We start from the raw sequence: 25,490 nt of genomic DNA, 5'->3' as shown, positions 1-25,490 counted from the left end.
TTTTTCCTATTTTAATAAGCTCAAAAAGTCTGAAATTGGATCATTTGGAACCATTTGAGCAGTAAGTTTAACACCTTTTTCTGCCAATTTGTGGAAGTCTTCCACATCCTTGTCTACTACATTGATAGAACGTGTGATGGGGCGAGTTTCTGGTGTTTGAGACATATTCCCAACATTAAGGGTTTCAAGTGGTACACCTGCTTCAACCAAACCAAGGAAGCGGTCTGGTTTGCGAGCCACGATAAAGAGACGTTGGCTATCGTATTTTCCAGCAAGAATATTGGCTGCCGCTTTTTCAATTGGCAAAATACTCAATTTCACACCTGGTGGTGTCGCAAGTTTCAAACCACTCTTTTCAACGTCATTGTTGACAACTTCGTTATCTACAACCATAATACGTGAAACATTTAGTTTTCCAGCCCAAAGATTGGCTACTTGTCCGTGGATCAAACGTCCATCGATACGGCATCCTACAATTGTCATAAGTTTTCCCCCTTTATGTGTTTTAGTGTAGGTTTACGAGTTAAATGAATTTCTTCTTTATATCGGCCCTCTGTTTCAAAGATAATGATGCGGTTGGCACCTTCCTTGAGATAGCTATGAGGAATATAAAGAGAGAGGGTTGGGCCGACGTTCCAAAAACGTCCTAGATTCTGCCCGTTTACAAAGGCAACTCCCTTACCAAACTCAGACAAGTCTAGGTAAGTATCTTTTGGCTCTTCGATTGTAAAATCATAAGCGTAAAAGGCTGGTTGTCCTTGAGTCCATCCTTTTGAAAAATCAATTTTCTCAGGATTGTCTAGTGGGAGTGGATAGTGTTTCCAGTTTAGTAAGAAGTGCAAATCCTTACAAACCCCTGTCCGAATTCCCTTACGTTGCGTATCTGCTAAGAACTTATGTCCATAGTTGACACGCCCCATATTTTCTACCAAGATATCCAATCTAGACAGCGCTTTCTTTTCACCTTGATAAAAAATATCTTCCCCAATCTCTGTCTGATATTGGGTTTTGACCCACTGACCATCGACATAAAGCTGGGCCCTATCTCGACCATCAATGATACGAAGTCTTTCTTCTTCTGCATCCCAGTTTGTTTCTGTTCGATAGAGTAGATAGCCATAGCTTTGTCCCAACTCCTCCATCTTTTTAGGATAGAGGCTTTCTACTGGACTTGACAAGCTATCTAAGGTTTCAAACAAAGAAACTTTTTCAACTAGTGGAATCGCGTCCAACTCCATACTCTCTTTGTAGAGGGGTTCCAACTGCGGATACTCTGGGAAATGTGTTGCCATCATCTTCTTGACTGCCAGATATTTGGCAGTTGGATTTCCTTCCTCATCTAGAAGGGCATCGTAATCATAAGATGTAACTTGTGGCAAATCCAAGGTTCCTCGAGCCGAACAACCATTCATGAAGCCAAAGTTTGTACCACCATGGAACATGTAGAGATTGATAGAGCCTTGTTCCAAAACTTCTCGAACTGCATCTGCCAACTCTTTGGGATCCCGTGTGATAATCGGTTCCTTCCAACGATTGAACCAACCATCCCAGAACTCCATACACATGAGCGGCCATTTCTTACCATGCTCATCAAAGAATTCCTGCATCTGTGAAAAGTTATAAAGTGCCTTAGAACCAAAGTTGCCTGTTACAAAGAGATCATCTTCGATTAAGGTTCCAGCTTTCAGAGTAGCTCGCCATGGGCCATCAGATGTAAAGAGCGGACAAGTCACTGAACGTTCTTCCATCAATCGGCGAATCTCACGCAAGTAGGTCTTGTCCTCACCGTATGAACCGTACTCATTTTCAACCTGCATCATGAGGATATTACCGCCATTGTCCAACAATCTTGAAACAAGACGCGGAAGTAAATAATCGTAGTAACGTCCTACCATTTCAACAAAGGCTGGATCAGAAGAACGGATTCGCATGTCTTTAGTTAAAAGCCATGCTGGTAAACCACCGAATTCCCACTCTGCACAGATAAAGGGAGATGGTCGAACAATAGCATACAAGCCTAAGTCCTGAGCTGTCTGAAGAAATTTTTCAATATCAAGATTGCCACCAAAATTGAAGTTTCCCTCAGTTGGCTCATGCAAATTCCAAGCGACGTAGGTTTCAACAGTGTTAAAACCTAAAGCCTTGAGATTGTACAATGAATGATACCAGTCTTCTTCAGGAATTCTAAAATAATGAATGGCACCAGATAAAATTTTGAATGGTTCCCCATCTAGGTAAAAATCATCCTCAATTTTAAACCTTGTCATTTTACCACCCCATACTTTTTCGTTTGCGCTTTCATTTATTGTTATATTAAATGATAAACTAATGAATCCATATTGTCAATAGATTTTTCGAAAATTATTTAAACTTTTTCTTTTTTTACTGAATTCTTTTCTAAAATTCTTGTAAAAAGTATTTTATATTAAATTTTTTCCACCTAAATTACTTGATTTCCTGAATTTTTAATAGTAAAAAATAAATAAGTCAATCGCTTAGCCTATTATTTTATTTTTTCACATTATTTACTATCATTTTCAAACTATTTATGGTAAAATCGAAGATGAAGAAGGAAAAAATGAGGTGAAAATATGGCAATTCCAAAGTATCAATATATCAAAGATGAATTAAAAAACAAAATCATTTCAGGTCAATTTGCAAGTGGCGACAAGTTCTACACTGAAGCAGAGTTGATTGCAATGTATGACGTAAGTTCAATCACTGTTGTTCGCGCCTTAAACGACCTTGCTAAAGACGGTTATATTGTCCGTCAACAAGGTAAGGGAACCTTTGTGGCTCGAGCTCGCAAGCACAAACTCGTAGAATTTTCTGATGTAGAAATTTTTGAAACCAAGGACGATAAAGTCACTGTTCTTTCTATTGAACGCGGTAACGATCTTAACTACTTAGAAAAATTGGGATTGCGTGGCGATCAATTTTATTACAAAATCGAACGTATCCGTGAATCTAACGGTATTACTTATATCTACCACACATCTTATATCCCTGAACAATACATCAATGCAAATTATCCAAATCTTGAATACTATAGTTCTATCTATAATCGTTTCAAATTGGACTACCACATTCACATGAATGACGAGCATTTTGAAGAAATCAATGAAATTGTATTTCCAACTCCAGAACATGCTGCTTCTATCCTAGGAATCGACGCTCAATTCCCAACTGTTCTCCAAACCAAGACAACTAAACTTGAGTCAACCGGCCAAGTGTTGGAATACATTGAAACTTACAAACGTTCTGATTTCTATAAGATTAAATTTATCTCATGTGATCGCGATCACTAAACATTAAAAGTCTGAGCCTCATCGCTTGGGCTTTTTCAATGCTTATTATATCCAATCAAAACTGTATTTTCTATATGTCAATGAAGATCGATTAATACTAATTCAAACCACATCAGCGTCGCCTTACCGTACTCAAGTACGGCCTGCGGCTAGCTTCCTAGTTTGCTCTTTGATTTTCATTGAGTATAAATTTGTTTTAAATTTTACTAAAATATTGGGAATCTTTTTAGCAAAAAAGCTTTAATAAACAAGAAAAATCGAAGTTCTGCTACTCCTATAAATGGAGTAATAGAAATTTGATTTTTATTCTAATTATCCTAAACCAAGACGTTCAAAGATATCATCCACTCGTTTAGTGTAATAAAGAGGGTTGAAGATTGCGTTGATTTCTTCTTGTGTGAGGCGTGATGTCACCTCTGGATCTGCTTCGAGAAGGGGTTTGAAGTCTACTTGATTGTCCCAAGAGTAAGCTGTTTTTGGTTGCACCAAGTCATAGGCTTGCTCACGGGTCATGCCTTTTTCAATCAAGGTCAACATAGCCCGCTGACTAAAGATAAGACCAAAAGTCGAGTTCATGTTGCGGATCATGTTTTCTGGGAAGACTGTCAAGTTTTTGACAATATTTCCAAAACGGTTGAGCATGTAGTCAATCAAAATGGTTGTATCCGGTGTGATGATGCGCTCAGCTGATGAATGGGAAATGTCGCGTTCGTGCCAGAGAGCAACGTTTTCATAGGCTGTAATCATATGGCCACGGATAACACGCGCAAGCCCAGTCATATTTTCAGAACCGATAGGATTGCGTTTGTGAGGCATAGCTGAAGACCCTTTTTGGCCCTTAGCAAAGAACTCTTCCACTTCGCGTTGCTCAGACTTTTGGAGACCACGGATCTCCGTTGCCATACGCTCGATAGAAGTCGCGATACTAGCAAGAACCGCAAAGTACTCAGCGTGAAGGTCACGAGGAAGGACCTGTGTAGAGATTTCTTGAGCACGGATACCCAGCTTTTCGCAGACGTATTCCTCTACAAATGGTGGGATGTTGGCGAAGTTTCCAACCGCACCAGAGATCTTACCAGCTTCAACACCAGCAGCCGCATGCTCGAAACGCTCGATATTGCGCTTCATTTCACTGTACCAAGTCGCCAATTTAAGACCAAAGGTTGTCGGCTCAGCGTGAACACCATGGGTACGCCCCATCATAATAGTGAACTTGTGCTCCTTAGCCTTGTCAGCGATGATGTTGGTAAAGTTTTCAAGGTCACGACGGATGATGTCGTTGGCCTGCTTGTAGAGGTAACCGTAGGCCGTATCCACCACGTCGGTAGAAGTCAAACCATAGTGAACCCACTTGCGCTCTTCGCCAAGCGTTTCAGAAACCGCACGTGTAAAGGCAACCACATCGTGACGAGTCTCTTGCTCAATCTCCAAAATACGGTCGATGTCAAAGTCCGCTTTCTCGCGAATCAAAGCCACATCTTCCTTAGGGATTTCCCCCAACTCAGCCCATGCCTCGTCAGCCAAGATTTCCACCTCAAGCCAAGCACGGTATTTATTTTCTTCACTCCAAATGTTCGCCATCTCAGGGCGAGAGTAACGTTCGATCATTGTTTTATTTTCCTTTCTTTTGATGTTTCACATCAGTTAGCAAACGGCAATCACTTTATTCAAATTCTTCTTTCCCAATCCACACAGATGGATAATGATTGAGTGTATTCAAATCCGTATCAAGCGGTAGATCATAGATAGCTAAATAGTTATCAGGATACTGAGCAGTCAGCTCTTCATACTTAGCTTTCACTTTTTCATGATCGCTACTAGCATACAAGACTTCGACGACTGCTCCGGTCTTCTCTTTTTCAACAAATGCGTTGACAATGAGTTGAATCATAAAACCTCCTAAATCGAAAGACCCTTCATATTTGCTTCCAGAATAGGCATCTTCACACCTAACTCCTGACCGGTCTGATAAACACTTTGACAACAGTAGAAGATGTCCTGCTTATCATTGTGCAAGGTCATAATTTTTCGGGTCAGCTCATTTTTCGCAAACATGATTTTCATGGCTTTTCCTGCAATCCAAGCGGGAATTTTGTAAGGTAAGAGTTCAGCTTTATAAAGCTTCAAATTTACACCACGCGCTTCTACGACTTTCAAAGCCTCTCGAATGGCCTTGATGGCCAATGATAATTCCGAAGAACTATTCATCAAGTTCAGAGCCAGCTGTTCTGGATTTTCCAAATTCCCCGAACGCGCAGCTGTCGAAGTGACACCTGCATTAATCGCCATGTGAATCCAAATCCACTCGACCATATCATGAGGCACTTCCCACTTCAAATCTGCAGAAGTCAGTAAAGTCGTCAGATCACCATAGTTAGAAATGTGTGCTTTTTGCTCACCTTCTAGCATTAAATGATCAAACAAGACACCATCCAAATGGTCCTCTTGCATGTGACCGCCCGCTGTCGGAAAGGCCAGAATATAGTCGTAATCCCCTGCCCACTCTTGGACCTCTTTTTGAGTATCCCAGAAATTGCAGAAGAAAACGAGAGTGCCTTTGATATTATTTTTTCGCAAGGTCTCCACAGCTTCTTTGACAAACCCATGGCGCACACTGAGAAAAATAAAATCATATTCCGAATCAACTTCTGCCACACGAACCTCATAGGTGTCGTGTTTGTTCTCACCTTTGGAATGATAACGGCCATCTAGCAGATCAACCAACAACTCCTTGGGAGCATTGTTTTTCTTACTATCTCTAAGTACGTGTTCCACTTGATGACCTGCTTTTTGAAAAGCATAAGCATAAGTAGTCCCGATAACTCCAAGTCCTAAAATCGCTATTTCCACTTAAAAATCAATCCCTTTCAGCAGTAGTTGACTGGCTTCTCTTGCTGACTTTATCAGCTACGACAAACCTAGTCAACCTTGCAGGGGTAAGACAACGGACATTGTAATTAGGGTCCTGTCTTACTCCCCAAACTCTTCCACACTATCCGGCGCATCACTAAACAAAGTCACATGTCCCATTTTGCGGTTGTGCTTTGCTTCTATTTTACCATACATGTGGAGGTGGGCGCTTGGATTTTCTGTCACATATTTTTCAGCAACCTCGACGTGTTGGCCGAGGACATTGAGCATAACAGCTGGAGCATGGAGGTGGATGGCTGGCAATGGTGCTCCGAGAACACCAAGAATATGGGTGTCAAACTGGGAGAAGTCGCAGGCTTCGATTGAATAGTGGCCAGAGTTATGTGGGCGTGGGGCAATCTCATTGACAATGATGTCATCAGCTGTCGCAAACATTTCCACGCAAAGGGTCCCAGAGAGGTTCAGTTGTTCTGCGATTCGCACTGCCATAGCCTTGGTTTTCTCTGCCAAACGATCCGAAATGCGGGCTGGCACGATGGTCTTAGACAGGATATTGTTGCGGTGGATATTTTCCTGAACCGGGAAAACTGTCACGTCCTTGCCATTCCCAGAAACGATAACAGAAATTTCAAGATCAAAGTTGACAAATTCTTCCAAAACGCAGTCTGCTGAGTCAGCTAGCGCATAGGCTTCTGCCAAATCTGCTGCTGAGCGAATGACCTTTTGTCCATGGCCATCATAGCCACCAGTCGCAGTCTTGAGGACATAGTTTTTCGATAGGTCCATATTTGCTAAATCTTGGCTTGAGGTCACAACCTTGTAAGGTGCTACAGTGACTTGAGCCTTGTTTGAGAGAAAGTCCTTTTCAAAAATCCGATTTTGGGAAATGCGAAGCAGGTCTGTCCCTTGAGGGAGTTGTCCATCCTTGATGACAGCATCCAAACCGTCGGCATCGACATTTTCAAACTCATAGGTGAGGACATCGCAACGCTCAGCCAACTGATGGAGAGCGTCTACATCGTTATAAGGCGCCACGATGATTTCCGCCACGCGAGAGGCTGGGCAATCCGCAGCAGGATCCAGCGCAATGACCTTGTGCCCCATATAGATAGCAGAAATGGCCATCATCTGACCCAGCTGGCCGCCACCTATAATTCCGATTGTTTTAGATGAGCTCATTTGTCGACTCCTCTGCGATTTTTCCTTGCTCTTCTGCAAAATCTGCCAATGCTGTCGCGATAGCCTGATCTTCTACTGAAAGGAGACGGAGGGCAAAGAGGGCAGCGTTTGTCGCTCCTGCTTCACCGATAGCCATGGTCGCAACAGGTACTCCACCCGGCATCTGCACGATAGAGTAAAGTGAATCCATGCCACTAAGGGCACGAGATTTGACTGGCACGCCGATGACTGGAAGAGTTGTTTTGGCAGCTACCATTCCTGGCAAGTGGGCTGCGCCTCCAGCACCTGCGATGATGACCTTGATACCACGACTACGCGCTTCTTCGGCATGCTTGAACATGAGGTCTGGTGTGCGGTGGGCAGATACAACCTTCTTCTCGTAGGCTACACCGAAGCGGTCTAGGACTTCTGCTGTTTTTTTCATGGTTGCCCAGTCGGATTTTGAGCCCATGATGATGGAAATAATTGGTTTAGTCATAATTTTTCCTTTTTTCTTCTTTTTTGATAATGGTCTTAGGTGGTAGGGACGGAAGCAAACCTTCGGTTTCATTCCTAAACTTTGAGCCTAAGGTCTCAAAGTTTCCCTAGACCAGAACAGAAATTGTTCTGGTCTTTTCACCACGGCGACCATTATCGTACTTTGGCTCGCTTTCGCTCGCCATGACAAATTTAGTAGCTGTTAATCTTTTATGGCCTTGCTTCCGATATCGGTTCGGTAAAAAAGGCCTTCTGTTTTTTGTTGAGCGAGTTCTTGATAGATAGTGTTTTGGGTTTCTTTAACGGTGTCTGCTGTGGTGACGAGCATGTAGACACGTCCACCGTTTGATAGCAGTGCTCTGCTATTTTCCGCAAACTTAGCCCCTGCATAATAGGTGATAATGTCGCCTTCTGTCTTGGATGGCAACTTGACACCTTTTTCATAGTCTAACGGATAACCGTTGGATGCGACAACCACACCCAGAGTCACACCCTTGTCCGTCCAGGTGATGTTTGGCTCCTTGCCATCGATGATATCCGTAATATTTTGTGCAAAGTCAGATGTTAAACGAAGCAAGATGATTTGCGTTTCAGGATCTCCAAAACGAGCGTTGAACTCGATGACCTTAGGTCCATCAGCTGTCAGAATAAGCCCTGCGTAAAGGACACCAAGATACGGACGACCTTCTTTGATCATCCCTTCAAGAACTGGCTTGACAATAGTCTCCACTGCTGTGTCCACCACGCTCTGTGGCAAGTGAGGAACTGGTGCATAGGCACCCATCCCACCAGTGTTAGGCCCCTTATCGCTATCGTAGGCACGTTTATGGTCCTGAGCCGTTGGCATGATGTAGAATTTGTCCCCATTGACAAAGGCAAAGAGTGAAAATTCCTCTCCTTCAAGGAATTCCTCAATAACCACACGCGCACCTGAGTCACCAAATTTATTGTCCAAAAGCATCTCGTGAGCTGCTTCGACTGCTTGCTCAACCGTCTCCGCAACGACGACACCCTTCCCAAGCGCCAAGCCATCCGCCTTGACTACGATAGGCGCACCCTGCTTTTCGATATAGGCCTTGGCTTCCTCAAAGTCCGAGAATGTGCCATAGGCTGCTGTCGGAACGCCGTATTTGACCATGATTTCCTTGGCAAAATCCTTAGACCACTCCAACTCAGCCGCCAATCTTGTCGGACCAAAGGCCTTAAGCCCAGCTTGGTTAAAATCATCCACGATTCCAGCAGCAAGGGCATCATCTGGACCGATAAAGGACCAAGCTATATCGTTGGCTTTTGCAAAGTCAATCAACTTAAAATGTTCGGAAATAGAGATATTTACCAATTCCAGACCATCCAAAGTCATTCCGTCATTTCCAGGAGCTACAAAAACTTTTTCAACGTCTTTTGACTCAAGCAACTTCTTAGCAATGGCATGTTCACGACCACCCGAGCCGACAACTAACAGCTTCATCTTTCAACCTCTTTTGCGAATTATTTACTAATATTATACCATAAACGTTCGTTTTAATCTTGTTTCGTTTCGCTTTTAAAGCGAAAAAAGGAAAGAAACTGTTTTCTTCCCTTTTATTTTCTTAATGTCTAAAATGTCTCACGCCTGTGAAGACCATAGTCAAGCCGTATTTATCAGCAGCTTCGATAGACTCTTGGTCACGGACTGAGCCCCCTGGCTGGATGATGGCCTTGATGCCTGCTTTGGCGATTTCTTCCACGTTATCCGCAAATGGGAAGAAGGCATCTGAAGCAAGAACAGCACCGTCAAGACGGTCTTTAGCTTGGTCAATAGCAATACGAACTGAAGCCACACGATTGGTTTGACCAGGACCAACACCCAATGTCATGTGGTCGTTAGTTACGATGATACCGTTTGATTTGACGTATTTAATAGCTTTCCATGCGAACTCAAGGGCTGTCGCTTCTGTCTCAGTTGGTTGGCGTTTGGTAACAACTTGCCAGTCAGCCTGACTTTCTTTCACAACGTCTTGGTTTTGAACGAGGAGACCACCAACAACACCAGTGTATTCTGCTTCTGCTTCACTGGCATCTTGTGCGTCAAATGGCAAGGCAAGAATGCGCAAGTTTTTCTTTTTGTTGGTCAAAATGGCTAGCGCTTCATCCGTATAGCTTGGTGCGATGATGATTTCAAGGAAAACGCCGTGCATCTTCTCAGCTGTCGCAGCATCTACCTCACGGTTAAGAACGACGATTCCACCAAAGATAGACACTGGGTCAGACTCATAAGCGTAGTCCCAAGCTGTTTCGATATCGTCAGCTTGACCGATTCCACATGGGTTCATGTGTTTCAAAGCCACAACGGTTGGACGTTCTTTGAAGTCACGGATGATACGGATAGCAGCATCAGCATCACGGATATTGTTGAAGGATAATTCCTTACCGTTAAGCTGTTTAGCAGATGCAATAGAGTAGTCTGTTGGCAAGGCTTTTTGGTAGAAGTCTGCGTCTTGTTGAGGGTTCTCACCGTAACGCATTGGTTGCTTGAGGTCATAAGTCAAAGTGAGTTTTTCAGGCTTGCTTTCACCCACTTGAGCTGTGAAGTATTCTGCAATCAAGGCGTCATAAGCCGCTGTGTGGCGGAATACTTTGGCTGCCAAACGTTGGCGAGTTTCATAAGAGGTTTCGCCGTTTGCTGCCAATTCGTCAAGAACAACAGCATAGTCAACAGGGTCTACAACAACGGTCACGCTAGCGTGGTTTTTAGCTGCCGAACGAAGCATGGATGGACCGCCGATATCGATGTTCTCCACAGCATCAGCGTAAGTTACGTCTGGTTTGAGAATGGTTTCCTTAAAGGGGTAGAGATTGACCACAACAAGGTCGATCAATTCGATCTGATTGTCCTTAGCTGCTTCTAGGTGACTATCCAAATCACGACGAGCGAGAAGCCCACCGTGAATATTTGGATGGAGAGTCTTGACACGACCGTCCATCATTTCTGGGAAACCAGTCACATCATCGATAGCAATGGTGTCAACACCAGCATTGTCAAGGGCAACCTTGGTCCCACCTGTTGAGATGATATCCCAACCAAGTTTCTTGAGTTCTTGGGCAAATTCAACAATGCCCGCTTTATCTGAGACACTGATTAAGGCTTTTTTCGTCATTCTATTCCTCTTTCTTTAAGTCCAAGCGCATAGCGACTTCGTTATTTTCTTCTATAAATCCTGCTTCCTGAAAACCCAAACTAGTCAACAGGTGCTTCATTTTTTCATTTCCAACCACATAATCTGCAACAATATGACTGCAGACTCTATCCATCTGGGCCTCTTTGATTAGAACTTCCAAGGCTTTACGACCATAACCTCTTCCTTGGTACTGCCGACCAATCATTATCCTCCAGATAAAGTATTCCGCTTCATCCTTATCTATTTCCAACAGGAGAAAACCAACTACAAGCTTATTCCAATAGATTGCCATTGGAAACACATCCCCATTCTCTCGGTAGAGCCATGCGTCAGCTAAAGAGCGTACATTTGGAGACACGAAACGTGCTCGTTCATCAGCTTCAGATATTTTCAAATCCAGCACTGCCTGATAACTGCTCTCATCTACTAATTTTATCTCAATCATTTTTTCTCCCAGCAATATTGCAAAATCAAAACTTGATTTACTTCTTATATTCTCCCCACCCCTAAACTATCCAAGACTTCTGGATAGAGTTTGTACTCTGTTTCGTGGATGCGAGTCTCGAAAGTATCAAGGGTATCCCCTTCAAGGAATGGCACACGGACTTGTTTGATGACCTTTCCTGTATCCACACCCGAATCCACCCAGTGAATAGTCACGCCAGACTGGTCCACACCTGCATTCCAAGCATCCTCAATACCATGAGCGCCTGGAAATTCAGGGAGAAAAGCTGGGTGAATATTGATGATACGACCTTCATAAGCTGCTAGTAAAGTTGGGCCAACGATTTTCATATAGCCTGCGAGACAAACTAAGTCAATCTTGTGTTCATCCAAAAGTTCGACGATGGCTTCTTCATAGTCTGCCTTATTCTCAAACTCTTTAAGTTCAAAGGCATAAGATAAAACCCCTAGTTTTTCGGCGCGTTCTAAAACGTAGGCATCCCGGTGATCTGAAAAGACAAATTCTACTGGAAATTGTTCCGCAATCACCTGAAAGTTTGAGCCGTTGCCAGAGGCAAATACCGCAATCCTTTTAACCATTATTTAATCACCACACTTGCGCCATCTTTCTTCACAATACGACCGATTTCATAAACAGGTTCGTCGAGAAGTTCTTTGACACGTTCAACATGTTCTGGTTTAACTGCAAGCATGAGACCAATACCCATGTTGAAGATTTCAAACATTTCTTCGTGTTTGATTTGGCCATATTTTTCAAGGGCTTTGAAAATTGGAAGGACTGGTACTTTGCTTTCGTCAATTTCAGCAGCCAAATCATCTGAGAACATACGTGGCACATTTTCGATGAAACCACCACCTGTGATGTGGGCAATACCGTTAACCAATTCTTCTTTGATGAGTGGCAAAACAGCTTTAACGTAGATACGAGTTGGCTCCAAAAGAACCTCCCTGAGTTTCTTGCCTTCCAATTCTGGGAGGACTTCTTCACCTGTATAGTCCGCAAAGACACGACGAACAAGTGAGTAACCATTTGAGTGGATACCGCTTGAAGCAAGCCCCAGAATCACATCCCCTGCTGTCACTTTTGAACCGTCGATGATTTGAGATTTTTCTGCAACACCAACAGCAAATCCAGCCAAGTCATAGTCGTCTTCGCCATACATACCAGGCATTTCAGCAGTTTCCCCACCGATGAGGGCCGCACCTGATTGTACACAACCTTCAGCCACACCAGCAACCACTTGTTCAAGCTTAGCTGGTTCATTTTTACCAGTTGCGACGTAGTCAAGGAAGTAAAGGGGCTCAGCACCTGCAGCAATGATATCATTGACACACATAGCCACACAGTCTTGACCGATGGTATCGTGTTTGTCATACTTGATAGCTAGCATCAGCTTAGTACCAACACCATCTGTACCTGAGATCAAAACAGGCTCTTTAACACCTGTTTTTGAAAGGTCGAACATGCCACCAAAACCACCAAGAGCTCCCATAACACCCGCACGCTCTGTACGTGCCACGTGTTTTTTGATGCGTTCAACAACCTCATAACCCGCTTCAACGTCCACACCTGATTGAGCGTATGCATTTTTATTTGTCATTTGTTTTTTCCTTTTCCTTTCCTTCAATGGGGAATTTTATTTGTAAAAACTCGTTTTTTCTTCCAAACTTCTACGATATTCTTCTTCATAATCATAGAGAGGAGTTGGATATTTCCCATCAAAGTAAGCCACACAGAGGCCGCCATTTGGCGCATCTGTTTCGATGCCGATAGAATCAATCAAGCCATCAATCGAAAGATAGGTCAGACTATCCGCACCAATGATTTGGCAAGTTTCCTCAACGGTATGATTGGCCGCAATCAATTCCTCACGACTCTGAATATCAATTCCATAGAAACATGGATAAGCCAGAGCTGGGCTAGCAATCGCCACATGAACTTCTGTAGCACCTGCTTCTTTCAGCAATTTTACGATACGACGAGATGTCGTGCCTCGTACAATCGAGTCATCGATCATGACCACACGTTTGCCTCTCACGACACCAGAAACAGCAGACAGTTTCATACGAACTCCTTGCTCGCGCAATTCTTGAGTCGGCTGGATAAAGGTCCGTTGCGTATATTGGTTCTTGATGAGACCCATTTCATTTGGCAGACCTGATTCTTCGGCAAAGCCCATCGCTGCGCTGAGTGAGGAATTTGGTACCCCAACTACAATATCAGCTTCGTGCTTGAACTCACGTGCCAGTTGAGCTCCCATTCTCTTACGAGCCGTATGGACATTGACACCATGGATATTCGAGTCAGGACGGGCAAAGTAAATATACTCCATGGAACAGATAGCCAACTGAGTATCGTTTGTATAGCTGTCATACTGGATGCCATTGTCATCAATAATGACAATCTCGCCTGGCTTCACATCACGAATCCACTCAGCACCGATTACTTCAAAGGCACAGGTCTCAGATGAAACCACTACTGCTCCATTCGTCATTTTCCCGATTGACAGAGGACGGAAGCCGTTTGGATCAAGCGCTGCAATTAACTTGTCCTCAAACATCAAGAGATAAGCAAAACCACCTTTAACAAGACTGAGTGCTTCCTTGATTTTACCCATCAGGTTTGGATTGTGGCTACGGCGAATAAGGTGAGCCAAAATTTCAGAGTCAGAGGTTGAGCTGAAAATCGCTCCTCTTTGTTCCAATTCTTGCTTGAGCGATTCTGCATTGGTCAGATTCCCATTATGAGCCAAACCAAACTGCATGTCGTGAAAGCGGAAGAGGAAAGGTTGGATATTGTCTACAGAAGCTTCTCCCGCAGTCGCATAACGCACGTGCCCAATCGCTCCAGTTCCTGCCAATTTATCCAAATTCGCAGGATTTTTAAAGACTTCTGATAAAAGCCCCATATCACGATGACGCTTCAATTTCCCTTGGTCATTGGAGAGGATTCCTGCCCCCTCCTGACCACGGTGCTGAAGACTATGGAGTCCAAAATAGGTCAATTTGGCAGCGTCTGGGTGACCCCAGATACCAAAAACACCACATTCTTCATTAAGAGATTTTACTTCGTATGTCATTCTATATACCTAATTTTTATTTGTGTATCATTCCTTAACGATACTAGAGCGGAATGATACGGCAGAAGCTCGTTTCACTCGCAACAATAAATCATTTGCAATTATAGCAAGTTAGATCTACTTGATTTTACATTTACTGATAGTTATCTAGTTAGAAAATCTGCAAATCTTATTTCCCAGTAAAGTATTTCACAGCTGATGCAAAGAGATATTGATCTTTATTTCCTGGAATATTTTGGAAGAGTCCGTCTTCAAAACGTTCTGAGTGTCCCATCTTACCGATGATTTGGCCGTTCTTGCTGGTAATTCCTTCTATGGCATGGACAGAACCATTCGGATTGTACTTAGAATCCATACTTGGTTTGCCGTTAAAGTCAACATATTGGCTGAAGATTTGTCCATTGTCACGGAGCTCAGCAAATTCCTCAGCCGTCACGACAAACTTCCCTTCACCGTGCGAAACAGGAATAGCGTGGATATCGCCTACTTGCACACCAGCTAACCATGGTGAGTTGGTATTGGCAATACGGGTTTCCACCATCTTGGCCACGTGTTGATTGGCATCATTGTAGAAGAGGGTTGGACTAGTACTATTAGCATCCTCGAAATTTCCGTATGGAAGAAGACCTGATTTAACCAAGGCCTGGAATCCATTACAGATACCGATAATCAAGCCACCACGGACGATAAAGCTATCAATAGCCACACGGACTTTTTCATTGAGAAGGATGTTGACGATAAACTTAGCGGAACCATCTGGCTCGTCCGCAGCTGAGAAACCACCTGCAAAGAAGAGAATGTTAGCCTTGCCGATGTTGTCAACCATAGTTTCAACTGAATTGACAATGGCTTCTTCATTCAAGGTCACAAATGGCACTAAGTTGACCTCTGCACCTTCTTTTTCGAAAGCCTTAGCTGAGTCATATTCTGAGTTAGTTCCTGGGAAGACTGGGATGTAAACCACAGGTTTTGCAACCTTTTCTTTGGATTTAATCACAACATCTGATACCACAGCTGGTACTTCAGCCAGTTCTTTGGCTTGAGCAAACTCTGTTGGGTAAACTTCTTCCAGTTTTCCTTGGAAGGCACTGTCAAGTTTCTGTCCATCTAGCTTCACACCGTTTACAGTCAGTGTAAAGTCTGCTTTTGTTTGTCCAATCTTCTCTACTCCAGCAATTTCTTCAGGAGAGGCGAAGACAAATCCGCCTAATTGAGCTGTCAAAGAACTTTCAAGTTCAGGCAAGATTACCTCTGCACCGATATGGTTCCCAAAGGTAGCAAGAGCCAAACTTTCAACCACACCACCATATTTGACAGCTGATGCTGCTGTCACTTTGTGATCAGCTTGGATGGCTTCAAACTTAGCAAAGTTAGACTTGATAAGATCAAAGTCAATTTCTTGGGCCAAAGCTTGACCTGGGATGTAATAGATATTTTCACCAGCGACTTTAAATTCTGGAGAAAGAACCTTACGGCTATCTGCAGTTGTTACCCCAAAAGCAACCAAGGTTGGTGGCACTGTCAATTCTTCAAAGGTACCAGACATAGAGTCCTTCCCACCGATAGATGGCAACCCAAGTTGAATCTGAGCTTCAATGGATCCAAGAAGAGCAGCTACTGGTTGGCCAAAACGCTCTGCTTGTTTATCCATCCGCTCGAAATATTCTTGATAAGAGAAGCGAGCCTTAGACCAGTTTGCACCAGCAGCAACCAAACGAGCAGTTGCTTCGATGACTGCATAAGCCGCACCATGATAAGGAGACCATTCTGCGATATATGGGTTGAACCCTTGTGCCATAACAGAGGCAGTTGTTGTCACGCCATGTTGGACTGGCAATTTCTGTACAGAAGCTTCAGTTGGTGTAATTTGGTAGCGACCACCAAGTGGGTGATTGACTGTTGAACGACCAACTGAGCTATCAAAGATGGTTTGCAAGCCTTTTTGACTGGCATGGTTAAGGTCAGCCAAGACTGCAAGCGTATCTACTTCAAGGGTTTCGGCAGATGTTTGGCGTTCTTCTGGAAGCTTGACATCCTTGTCAACCACCTTAGCATCCACAACTACACGTACACCGTTTGTATCAAGGAAACGACGTTCCAAATCAACAATCGTTTCACCATTCCAGTGCATAACAAGATTTGGTTTTTCAGTCACTGTCGCAACGACAACAGCGTCAATATTTTCTTTGTTACATGCTGCAATGAAGGAGTCTACATCTTCTGGACGAACCACTACAGCCATACGCTCTTGAGATTCAGAGATGGCAATTTCTGTACCGTTCAAACCTTGGTATTTCAATGGCACTTTGTCTAGATCAATTTCAAGACCATCTGCCAATTCACCGATAGCCACACAGACACCACCAGCACCAAAGTCATTGGACTTCTTGATGAGACGAGTGACCTCACCATTACGGAAGAGACGCTGAATCTTGCGTTCTTCTATAGCATTCCCTTTTTGAACTTCAGCTCCAGCAGTTTCCACGGACTCAACTGTTTGAACCTTAGAAGAGCCTGTCGCACCACCGACACCATCACGTCCAGTCTTACCTCCAAGGAGAATAATCACATCTCCCGCTTCCGGTTTTTCACGGACAACATTGCCCTTAGGAGCTGCACCGACAACAGCACCTAGCTCCATACGCTTAGCAACGAAACCTGGGTGGAAATACTCACGAACGTAGGTCGTCGCAAGCCCAATCTGGTTACCATATGAAGAATAACCATGAGCCGCTGTCTTAGAAATGACCTGTTGTGGCAATTTACCAGCACGAGTTTCCGAAATCGGTGCTGTAATATCACCCGCACCTGAGATACGCATAGCTTGGTAAACATATGAGCGACCTGATAATGGGTCACGAATAGCACCACCGATACAAGTAGCCGCCCCACCAAATGGCTCAATCTCAGTTGGGTGATTGTGGGTTTCGTTTTTAAACATGAGGAGCCATGGTTCTTTCACACCATCAACGTCCACTTCGATTTCTACTGAGCAAGCATTGATTTCGTCTGACACTTCCATATCATCCAAACGTCCATTGGCACGCTCATAACGACCGAAAATAGTCGCCATATCCATCAAGGTTTGCGGTTTTTCAGAACGCCCCAACTCATCACGCATGGCAATATACTTGTCATAGGTTGACTGCAATTGCTTTTGGAATTTAGAAGCTGAAAAATCGATGTGCTTCAACTCAGTCTCGAAAGTCGTGTGACGGCAGTGGTCAGACCAGTAAGTATCCAAAACCTTGAGTTCCGTCTCAGTCGGCACGCGCTCGATTGACTTGAAATAGTCTTGGATAAAGAGCAAATCATCCACTTCCATGGCCATCCCTTGCTCGGCCTTGTAGCGCGTAAAATCTTCCGCTGTATAGCTTTCAAAGAAAGTCAATTTGGGAATGGTCTTGTCTGACTCTGAAAATTCTTGCTTGGCAATCCCTGTCGTGATGTCCTTAAAACGAGAATCAACTGGATTGAGAAGGTAGTTCTTGACAGCTTCTAGTTCAGTCGCATCGATATCTTTATTCACTAAGTAAAGTTGGGCAGTATTGACTGTCACTTCACTAGAACTTCCTAGCAACAGCAAAGCTTCTTGTGAAGATGCTGCACGTTGGTCAAATTGACCAGGCAAACTTTCGATAGCAAAGAAAGCATACTTCTCAAGATCAGCCTTAACCGCGGCTTCATCCAAAACAGTATCGGTCACTTGCTCAGAGAAGATATGTTTTTCCGCACGCGCAAACAAATCCTCTGCTAAATTAAAAACATCGTAAACCTGAACAATACGAAGATCATTTAAAGTTTTCAACTGAAGATTATGCTGTAACTCTTTTACTAAAGAGTCAGATTTGACACGAAAATCAGCTTTTTTCTCAACGAAAATACGTTTATCCATTTTAGTTCCTTTATTTCTATTCAAACAGGCTATTGAAGACGAAGGGGTTCCGTTCCAAAATGATTACTTCAAGCCCTGCAATTTCTCCAACACAACCTTATAAACATCCGTTAAACTGCCTAAGTCCCTACGAAGTGAGTCTGGGACAAAAGTCCTAGCCCTCTTTTTGATGTTGGATTTTAAAGCAAGACGCAGTGGTTGAGTGGGCTCTACTACGCTGATTTCATCAGCTTTTACAGCCCTACTCAACTGTGCGGAGGTGGGACGACGAAATCGAATTCTAACAAATTACCGATTTCTGTCCCACTCTCAGCCTGAGTCCTTTTACTTGAAAGACGAAGGTTTTCCGTTTCAAACAACTTATTTCAAGTCTTTCAACTTCTCTAACACAATCTTATAAACATCCGTTAGACTGCCCAAATCCCTACGGAAAACATCCTTATCCATATGGTGCCCTTCAGCATCCCAAAGGCGGCAGTTATCTGGTGAAAATTCATCTGCCAAGATGATCTTACCATCCTTATCAAAACCAAATTCCAATTTGAAGTCAATCAAACGCAGACCAATTTGTTCAAACCAATTTTTCAGCAATCCATTGATGCGACGTGTTTCTTCCTTGATATAAGCAATTTGCTCATCGTTGGCAATATCCAAGAACTTCACATGCTCATCATTGATAAATGGATCGTCCAACTCATCGTTCTTGTAGTAAAATTCAACGATAGGAGTTTCTAAATCCAAACCTTCTTCAACACCGAAACGTTTTGAGAAAGAACCCGCAGTCACGTTACGAAGCACAACCTCCAAAGGGATGATTGAAACCTTCTTGTTGAGTTGTTCTGTGTCAGAAATACGTTCGATAAAGTGAGTAGCTACACCCGCAGCATTCAATTTTTCAAAAATAAGAGACGAAATCTGATTATTGAGCACACCTTTACCTTCGATAGTCTCTTTACGAGCACCATTCAGCATGGTAGCCTGGTCCTTATAAACGGACCTAATCACATGTTCGTCTTCTGTAGTATAGATATCTTTAGCTTTTCCCGTATAAATAAGTTTACTGGACATTTTATTATTCGCCTTTCGTATTACTTGGCCTCATTCTAACACAAAAATAAGCAGAAATCAAATGTTTTACGAACTATAATTGATATCACATCTGAAAAAGTACAGAAAAATCGCAAACGAATTTTCATTTGCGATTTTCTAAGATTGATTTGAGTTAAAAATAGAAACTTTATTCTTGTTTCAAAAAACGGTCCAGATAGTAGCGTAAGAAACTCTTCCTACCTGTAATCATGGTTAAACGACCTTCAAGTCCATAACGAATCTTTTCTGCCTGTTCAGCACTCAAGTCCGTCTCTGCCTCTAATTTAAAGAAATTGCCCTTTTCTGTCTGAGTCGCACTGGTATCGATATTCGTAATCTTGGATGTCAACACTAGCTGCTTATTGGCATCTGTTACTGTTGTAAATCGTACCTCATTTCCATGCTTGAGATCAGCCACTTCCTTAGAACCGATATAAGCTGTCAGTTTTGCCTTCCTCTCTCTAGCCAACTGCGGAAATAGGTGAGCAAGGATCGTTCCTTCTGGAATGATGGTAGATCGACTATGCTCAGGATTCAAATGTAGAACACCATCTTCTGTTGCTGTAATTTTCCCCTTCTCTAAAAGATTTCCTTGAATCTTTTTACCTGACTCCACTTCAAGAATTTTCTGATCCAAGAGCGTTAATTCCTGACCTACCTTAGCTAGTTGCTGAGATTTTAATGACTCCAACTGACTTCCTAATCCATATGCATAAGCTTGCTGGGCTCCTGAACCTGCATACTGGACTCGATAAGTAGCGAGACTGGATTCTAACTGAGAAAGCTGTGCTTCAACTTGCGCAACTGCTTGTGCCTTAGATTGCGGATTTTCCTCGCCCTGAGACTTGTAGGACTGATAGAGAGAGTAGGCTAGATTCTGACTGGCCAAGGAAGCACCTGTTTCAATAGCTGACTTAGCTGTCTGGTAATCGCGAATTTTAGCCTCTGTTTGACTGATGAGGTTCCCGATTTCGACTTGGGTTTGGCTAGCTGCTGCATTTTGAGATGATATACTAGCATTTTGCTGCTCAACCTGACTTCGCAGACTAGCAGCTTGATTTAGATAATCTAAAAAACTATGCTGATAGCCAAATTTATCTGCTTCAGGAAATTGATCACTTCCTGCTTGAAGGCTTGCTTTTAAATACTCCAGTTGAAGCTTCTGATCCTTGAGCATTTCCAACTGACTAGCATAATTTTCTGCCTGAATCGCTTCTGCTCCCTCTTGGTATTGAACGAGAAGATCTCCTTGTTTGACAAACTTATTTTCAGCCAAATGATTCGCAACAATCTTACTATTACTACTAGACTGAATGGTAGCAATGATACGAGCAGGTTCTACCGTAGCTCCAGCTGTCAAGCTTATCTCCTTTTGTGCAAAGATTGAAAAAACGATCAGGGACAAAAATAAGATAAAACTTGGAAAAATCACATAACTAGAAAAATTATGGTAACGACGATTGTAAAACTCCGCACTTTCTAAAAATTCTGATTGCATCTTTTCTCCTCTCTAACTATTCACTAGATGGGCGTAAAATCCACCCTGAGCCAGTAAATCCATATGTGTACCCTCTTCGACAATCTTGCCCTGATCCAAAACAACCACCTTCTCTGTCCGCTCAGCAATGGTCAAGCGATGGGCGATGAAAATCAAGGTCTTGTCTAAAGCCATAAGATTATCGACAATTCGCTTCTCTGTCAAAATATCCAAACTACTAGTTGCCTCATCCAAAATCAAGACCGGCGCATCTGTCAAGAGAGCACGCGCCAAAGCAATTCTCTGACGTTGACCACCTGAGATTCCTGCCCCATCCGAAGTCAATTCCGTCTGGTAATTTAGTGGCATGCGCTCAATGTCCTCCCGAATCTCTGCCAATTCGACCGCCCGTAAGATATCCTCTTGAGTCGTCCCTTCCTTGGCTCCAAGGAGAAGATTCTCCAAAATCGTTCCGTTAAAAACATAAGGCTGCTGAGGCAGATAGTTGATGTACTGACGCAGAGCCTTTTTATCAATCTGATTGAGATTGACACCACCCAGACTAATCTCTCCCTGACTTGGGTCGTAAAAATCAACCATCATCTTGGCCAAGGTCGTCTTACCTGACCCTGAAATCCCCACAAAAGCCACTTTAGAGCCTTGCGCAATGGTTAGATTAATGTCCGACAAGACATCTCGACCATAGCCATATTTGTAGTGAACCTGCTTGAAAGTCATATCTCCTTCTAGCAAGCTCAAATCTGAGACTGTTTTCTTTTCCTCAAACTCAGATGCAACCAGATAAACTTCATTCAGACGGTTATTGGCAACCTGCGCTGTCTGAAGCTTGGTTTGCAGGTTGATGATATTTTCCAAAGGATTTGTAAAATAAACAAGCAAGGTATTATAGGTAATCAACTGCCCCAAACTCATCTTGCCATCCATGACCAGAACAGCCCCCATCCAGAGAATACCGACATTGAGCAAGAGATGGGCAACCTTTTTCAGAGCCTTTTGCTGACTCTCTGCCCGACTATAGGTAAAGGATTTTTTCAGATAATCCACAAATTCCTTGTCAATCTTTTGGTAGCGTGAACTTTCACTAGTTAAGGACTTGATGGTCTCAATGCCATTGATGTCCTCAATGATAGAAGAAGACAGAACCGCATTGGCTTCCATAGTTTCCCGATTCATCTTTTCAAAGGGCTTCATAAAAGCAAAGATAATCACTGTGTAGATAGGAAGGGCTAGTAAACTCATGAAAAAGAGATTGCTATTCTGCGAAAATAGAACTACTGAAATAATCAAGACAGTAGATACGTCCAAAAAGATTGACAGAATAGTCGAAGCCAGAGCATCGATGATACTATTCGCATCCGTGAAACGAGATACGATTTCCCCTGTACGACGTGTCGCAAAGAAGGACATAGGCAGGTGAAAAACATGCTTGATATAGGACAAAATCACATCAATGGACAAGCGTTGCCCCAAAATAAGCAAGAGATACTCCTGAGCGTAGGACAAGATTTGCTGGAGAATATAAACAATAACCAGCCCAATAGAAATAATCCCCAGTGTCGAGCGCATCTGATCTGGTACATAAGTATCAATGATAGACTGCAGATAATAAGAACCCACAATGTTAATCAAGGTCACCAAGAGGGTCGCCAAAACGATATTAACAATCAAACCTCGCTGTTTCACTAATATAGGGATAAAGGAAAGCAGACCATTTTTTTGTTCCTTATGAGGCTGATAACTCGGAGATGGTGCCATAAAAATAGTGATTCCTGTCCACTCCTTGGCAAAGCGCTCACGAGAAATCTTGGTCAGCTTAACACTAGGATCTGGATCAGCAATATGAATGTTGTTCTTGTCCTGCCCAGTCACCACATAATAATGGAGCAATTTCCCTTCCTTAAGCACATGAGCCACAAAAGGAAAAGTTACATTCGGCAAATCAAACAAGGTCATGTCCGCCTTTATTGCTCGCGTCTCAAAACCTATCTCCTCAGCAACCTTGACTAAGCCTAAAGCCGTAGTCCCATCCATGGTCGTCTTGGCCAACTCTCGCAAGTGAGCCAGAGAATAATAACTACCATAATAACCAAAGACCATGGCTAATGAAGCTACACCGCAGTCCATCTGATCCACCTGAGGACGATAATGCCTTTTCCCAAATTTCATATCCTACTCCTTTTCCTAACAATATCCAAAGAAAACTTTGTAAGATTATTTTATCCAAACAAAGAAGCAAAAAGAAAATTATTTCTAAAAAAACAATAACTGCACCTGAACAGCACTTTTTCCTACATAAAAATAGGCAGAACAAACGTCCTACCTAAAATATATATTTATAAAGATTTCTTTTTCTTCCTAATTCCTTTGTCAATCATGTACAAAACGATAATCGAAAACAGCGGTGGTACAATATAATTCTTTTCACTCATTGTCAGCTGAAATCCCAGAGTTGCCAGTATCTTGAGAATAAACATATTCATCAGAAATAAGAAAAGGAACGTTAGAAAGATTTTTAAAGTCTTATTCATTTCCATCCTGATTATCTTCTTTACCTCTTATTTTCTGGATAGCATGATATTTTATCGCTATGTAAATGATTAAAAAAGTAGGGGATAAGAGAATAAATCTGAAAGTTCCATGAAATTTACACTATACTTTCCTAGCAATAGTTTATAGTCTATTAAAACTTGCATGATAGAAAGTACAATACGTACTAGTAGAAGCAAGCCTAATAATATCACTTCTTTTTTAAACATACGAATATCTTTCTAACTAAAATCAGACTACAGTTCATCAGCTTAACACCCCAACATTCCCCAAGATTGCCCTAATACTGGAGCCACAAAGTTCAAATTCATTTTATCAACCTTTATCTCATTTTTCTTCACTTCTATAAAGTAAAATAAATACTATCAAGAATAGTGAAATTGTAGGCATGTCAAAATTTTCAAACCATGTAGGTAGATTTATTTTGTTTACATCAGCGACTATTCTAACAATGATATAAACCATCGAACTGCAACATACAGTAAACTCTAGCCAAGCTTTTTGTAACACTTGAACGACTTTCATCTCAAACTTCATTTTGATGGTTCATCAATTCCCAATCTTACTTCCTTTTGTTTGATACTTGTATCCTACATAAAACAGACCAAGCAGAATTGGATAGTTTTCTGGATAAAACAAGGTATTGATCGGTTTTTTCAAAATCAAATACGTTGCAATATAGATAATGACTGACACTATAAAATAACCTTCAGCAAATCCCAATAAAAATTTTTTCATACCAGACTCCTGCTTTCTTATAAAGAATTTACTAGCTTTTTACCCACCTCGTGATGCCGACTGATAACCATTATACGCACCCCAAGCTAATAGTCCAACAGACAAAATACCACCACCAATTAAAAGTACTACTCCTCCACCATTGACTTCTTGCAGTTCAACATCACTTAACGTAGTATAATTTTGTTCAATAGTTTGTAAATTCGACATGTTTATCCTCCATTTTAATAATAAAAATTAGTTTTCTTTTAATACACCAATAATAATCATCAATACACTCATAACAAACGCAGACAACAGTCCTTTAGTAGTACTATTGAAAAAAGGTCTATCAAAAACATAGTAATTATATGCAGATAATCCTAAACCAACGGCAGTCACCACAATTGTAATAACGAGTAGTATAATCCAAAATGTTTTCTTGCTCATATTTATCAAAAACTATGGATGAGTAATATAGTAGAACGTTTTACCAGCAGCTTCACCAACTTGGTAAATCCCCCAACCAATTGCAATTCCCACAGAGACTACCTCCCAAGCAATTCCCCCATCCACTTCCATTAGCTCTTCTTCCGTAAGAGCTGCAAAGTTCTGTTCCATTTTGTCAAAGTTTGTCATTTGTTTTCTCCTTTATTTTTATATTTGTGATTTCTAACCTTTAAACCATTTTAAAAGCCAAATTGGATAAATAACTGAAATAATCATTCCTAATCTCCTTCCTCTTCTTCTCACTTGTCTATTCGAGAAATAATTTTAAAATAAACAGCTAAATCAAATTTATTTTAAAAACCACTTAATTAACCATGGATACATGATTGGCATAAACATGAAGCAATCTCCTTCCTTTTCTTCTCACTTATCTATTCGAGAAATCATTTTAAAATAAACAATTAAATCAAATTTATTTTAAAAACCACTTGATCAACCACGGATAAAGACCTGTCACATACATCAGCAATCCTCCTTTTTTGTTCTCATCTCTTTATTCGTAAACTCATACTCTTCGAAAATCTCTTCAAACCACGTCAGCTTCACCTTGCCGTACTCAAGTACAGCCTGCAGCTAGCTTCCTAGTTTGCTCTTTGATTTTCATTGAGTATCAACTATAAAATTTCAAAATCTTATAGTAAAATGAACCTAAAACAGTACATAATGTGGTATAATCTTCTTATGGCATATTCAATA

The 25,490-nt window shown here is 42.1% G+C and carries 22 protein-coding genes and 1 pseudogene; 1 reads left to right on the top strand and 22 read right to left on the bottom strand.

From position 1 onward, the window contains the following. Window positions 1-6: 6 nt before the first annotated feature. Window positions 7-483 carry a PTS sugar transporter subunit IIB gene (locus ADF68_RS08600; protein WP_000156976.1) on the bottom strand — a complete coding sequence of 159 codons (477 nt, stop codon included), beginning with the start codon at window positions 481-483 and terminating at the stop codon, window positions 7-9. Continuing rightward, on the bottom strand, window positions 480-2,267 hold the full coding sequence (locus tag ADF68_RS08595; RefSeq protein WP_049549449.1) for a glycoside hydrolase family 35 protein: 1,788 nt from the start codon (window positions 2,265-2,267) through the stop codon (window positions 480-482). Before ADF68_RS08595 ends, ADF68_RS08600 begins: the two co-directional genes overlap by 4 nt. Window positions 2,268-2,591: 324 nt before the next feature. Here ADF68_RS08595 and ADF68_RS08590 point away from each other — a divergent pair, with 324 nt between their 5' ends. Next, entirely contained in the window at window positions 2,592-3,308 is a 717-nt protein-coding gene (locus ADF68_RS08590; protein ID WP_049549448.1) for a GntR family transcriptional regulator, read from the top strand. A 312-nt stretch (window positions 3,309-3,620) separates the two neighbouring features. Here the strand turns inward: ADF68_RS08590 and purB are convergent, their stop codons facing one another. From purB to ADF68_RS08490, 20 genes and pseudogenes are all read right to left on the bottom strand, one after another. Continuing rightward, the gene (gene purB / locus ADF68_RS08585; RefSeq protein WP_049549447.1) at window positions 3,621-4,916 is read right to left on the bottom strand and encodes an adenylosuccinate lyase; all 1,296 of its coding nucleotides are present in this window, start codon (window positions 4,914-4,916) and stop codon (window positions 3,621-3,623) included. Between the two features lie 55 nt (window positions 4,917-4,971). Then, window positions 4,972-5,199, bottom strand: a complete 228-nt coding sequence (locus tag ADF68_RS08580; protein WP_049549446.1) for a hypothetical protein — start codon at window positions 5,197-5,199, stop codon at window positions 4,972-4,974. Window positions 5,200-5,207: 8 nt separating this feature from the next. Then, window positions 5,208-6,158, bottom strand: a complete 951-nt coding sequence (locus ADF68_RS08575; RefSeq protein WP_049549445.1) for a ketopantoate reductase family protein — start codon at window positions 6,156-6,158, stop codon at window positions 5,208-5,210. 120 nt (window positions 6,159-6,278) lie between these two features. After that, window positions 6,279-7,358 (bottom strand): 5-(carboxyamino)imidazole ribonucleotide synthase, encoded by a 1,080-nt coding sequence (purK, locus tag ADF68_RS08570; RefSeq protein ID WP_049549444.1) that lies wholly within the window; start codon window positions 7,356-7,358, stop codon window positions 6,279-6,281. After that, on the bottom strand, window positions 7,345-7,836 hold the full coding sequence (gene purE, locus ADF68_RS08565; RefSeq protein WP_049549443.1) for a 5-(carboxyamino)imidazole ribonucleotide mutase: 492 nt from the start codon (window positions 7,834-7,836) through the stop codon (window positions 7,345-7,347). Before purE ends, purK begins: the two co-directional genes overlap by 14 nt. Before the next feature lie 201 nt (window positions 7,837-8,037). Beyond that, on the bottom strand, window positions 8,038-9,303 hold the full coding sequence (gene purD, locus ADF68_RS08560) for a phosphoribosylamine--glycine ligase (protein WP_049549442.1): 1,266 nt from the start codon (window positions 9,301-9,303) through the stop codon (window positions 8,038-8,040). 121 nt (window positions 9,304-9,424) lie between these two features. Next, complete coding sequence (purH, locus tag ADF68_RS08555) at window positions 9,425-10,972, bottom strand: bifunctional phosphoribosylaminoimidazolecarboxamide formyltransferase/IMP cyclohydrolase (protein WP_049549441.1); 1,548 nt, start codon at window positions 10,970-10,972, stop codon at window positions 9,425-9,427. Between the two features lies 1 nt (window position 10,973). Then, window positions 10,974-11,438 carry a GNAT family N-acetyltransferase gene (locus ADF68_RS08550; RefSeq protein WP_049549440.1) on the bottom strand — a complete coding sequence of 155 codons (465 nt, stop codon included), beginning with the start codon at window positions 11,436-11,438 and terminating at the stop codon, window positions 10,974-10,976. A 44-nt stretch (window positions 11,439-11,482) separates the two neighbouring features. Continuing rightward, on the bottom strand, window positions 11,483-12,037 hold the full coding sequence (purN, locus tag ADF68_RS08545) for a phosphoribosylglycinamide formyltransferase (RefSeq protein WP_049549439.1): 555 nt from the start codon (window positions 12,035-12,037) through the stop codon (window positions 11,483-11,485). Further along, window positions 12,037-13,059 carry a phosphoribosylformylglycinamidine cyclo-ligase gene (gene purM, locus ADF68_RS08540; protein ID WP_049549438.1) on the bottom strand — a complete coding sequence of 341 codons (1,023 nt, stop codon included), beginning with the start codon at window positions 13,057-13,059 and terminating at the stop codon, window positions 12,037-12,039. The genes purN and purM overlap by 1 nt, the downstream gene beginning before the upstream one ends. Window positions 13,060-13,095: 36 nt before the next feature. Next, window positions 13,096-14,538, bottom strand: coding sequence for an amidophosphoribosyltransferase (purF, locus tag ADF68_RS08535; protein ID WP_049549437.1), 1,443 nt, complete (start codon window positions 14,536-14,538; stop codon window positions 13,096-13,098). 169 nt (window positions 14,539-14,707) lie between these two features. Further along, window positions 14,708-18,433 carry a phosphoribosylformylglycinamidine synthase gene (locus ADF68_RS08530; protein ID WP_049549436.1) on the bottom strand — a complete coding sequence of 1,242 codons (3,726 nt, stop codon included), beginning with the start codon at window positions 18,431-18,433 and terminating at the stop codon, window positions 14,708-14,710. A 63-nt stretch (window positions 18,434-18,496) separates the two neighbouring features. After that, window positions 18,497-18,574, bottom strand: a pseudogene (locus ADF68_RS11730) (phosphoribosylaminoimidazolesuccinocarboxamide synthase); the annotation flags it as partial. Between the two features lie 219 nt (window positions 18,575-18,793). Continuing rightward, a complete protein-coding gene (purC, locus tag ADF68_RS08525; RefSeq protein WP_049549435.1) occupies window positions 18,794-19,501 on the bottom strand; it encodes a phosphoribosylaminoimidazolesuccinocarboxamide synthase in 708 nt (235 codons plus the stop codon). Window positions 19,502-19,670: 169 nt separating this feature from the next. Continuing rightward, window positions 19,671-21,020 carry a bacteriocin secretion accessory protein gene (locus ADF68_RS08520; protein WP_049549434.1) on the bottom strand — a complete coding sequence of 450 codons (1,350 nt, stop codon included), beginning with the start codon at window positions 21,018-21,020 and terminating at the stop codon, window positions 19,671-19,673. 12 nt (window positions 21,021-21,032) lie between these two features. Then, on the bottom strand, window positions 21,033-23,186 hold the full coding sequence (gene comA, locus ADF68_RS08515) for a peptide cleavage/export ABC transporter ComA (RefSeq protein ID WP_049549433.1): 2,154 nt from the start codon (window positions 23,184-23,186) through the stop codon (window positions 21,033-21,035). A gap of 167 nt (window positions 23,187-23,353) precedes the next feature. After that, window positions 23,354-23,548 (bottom strand): hypothetical protein, encoded by a 195-nt coding sequence (locus ADF68_RS11520; protein WP_049549464.1) that lies wholly within the window; start codon window positions 23,546-23,548, stop codon window positions 23,354-23,356. Between the two features lie 568 nt (window positions 23,549-24,116). Beyond that, window positions 24,117-24,305: a hypothetical protein gene (locus tag ADF68_RS08500; RefSeq protein ID WP_049549432.1), complete on the bottom strand. Its 189-nt coding sequence runs from the start codon at window positions 24,303-24,305 to the stop codon at window positions 24,117-24,119. 39 nt (window positions 24,306-24,344) lie between these two features. Continuing rightward, window positions 24,345-24,515, bottom strand: a complete 171-nt coding sequence (locus ADF68_RS08495; RefSeq protein ID WP_000067700.1) for a H354_08695 family bacteriocin-like peptide — start codon at window positions 24,513-24,515, stop codon at window positions 24,345-24,347. 231 nt (window positions 24,516-24,746) lie between these two features. Further along, window positions 24,747-24,923, bottom strand: a complete 177-nt coding sequence (locus ADF68_RS08490) for a class IIb bacteriocin, lactobin A/cerein 7B family (protein WP_049549431.1) — start codon at window positions 24,921-24,923, stop codon at window positions 24,747-24,749. Window positions 24,924-25,490: the final 567 nt, after the last annotated feature.

It is taken from the genome of Streptococcus pseudopneumoniae, assembly GCF_001068775.1.
GTDB classification, from domain to species: Bacteria; Bacillota; Bacilli; order Lactobacillales; family Streptococcaceae; genus Streptococcus; species Streptococcus pseudopneumoniae_N.
The sequence above is the reverse complement of the archived record's forward strand: the minus strand, read 5'-3'. Positions and strand labels throughout refer to the sequence as shown.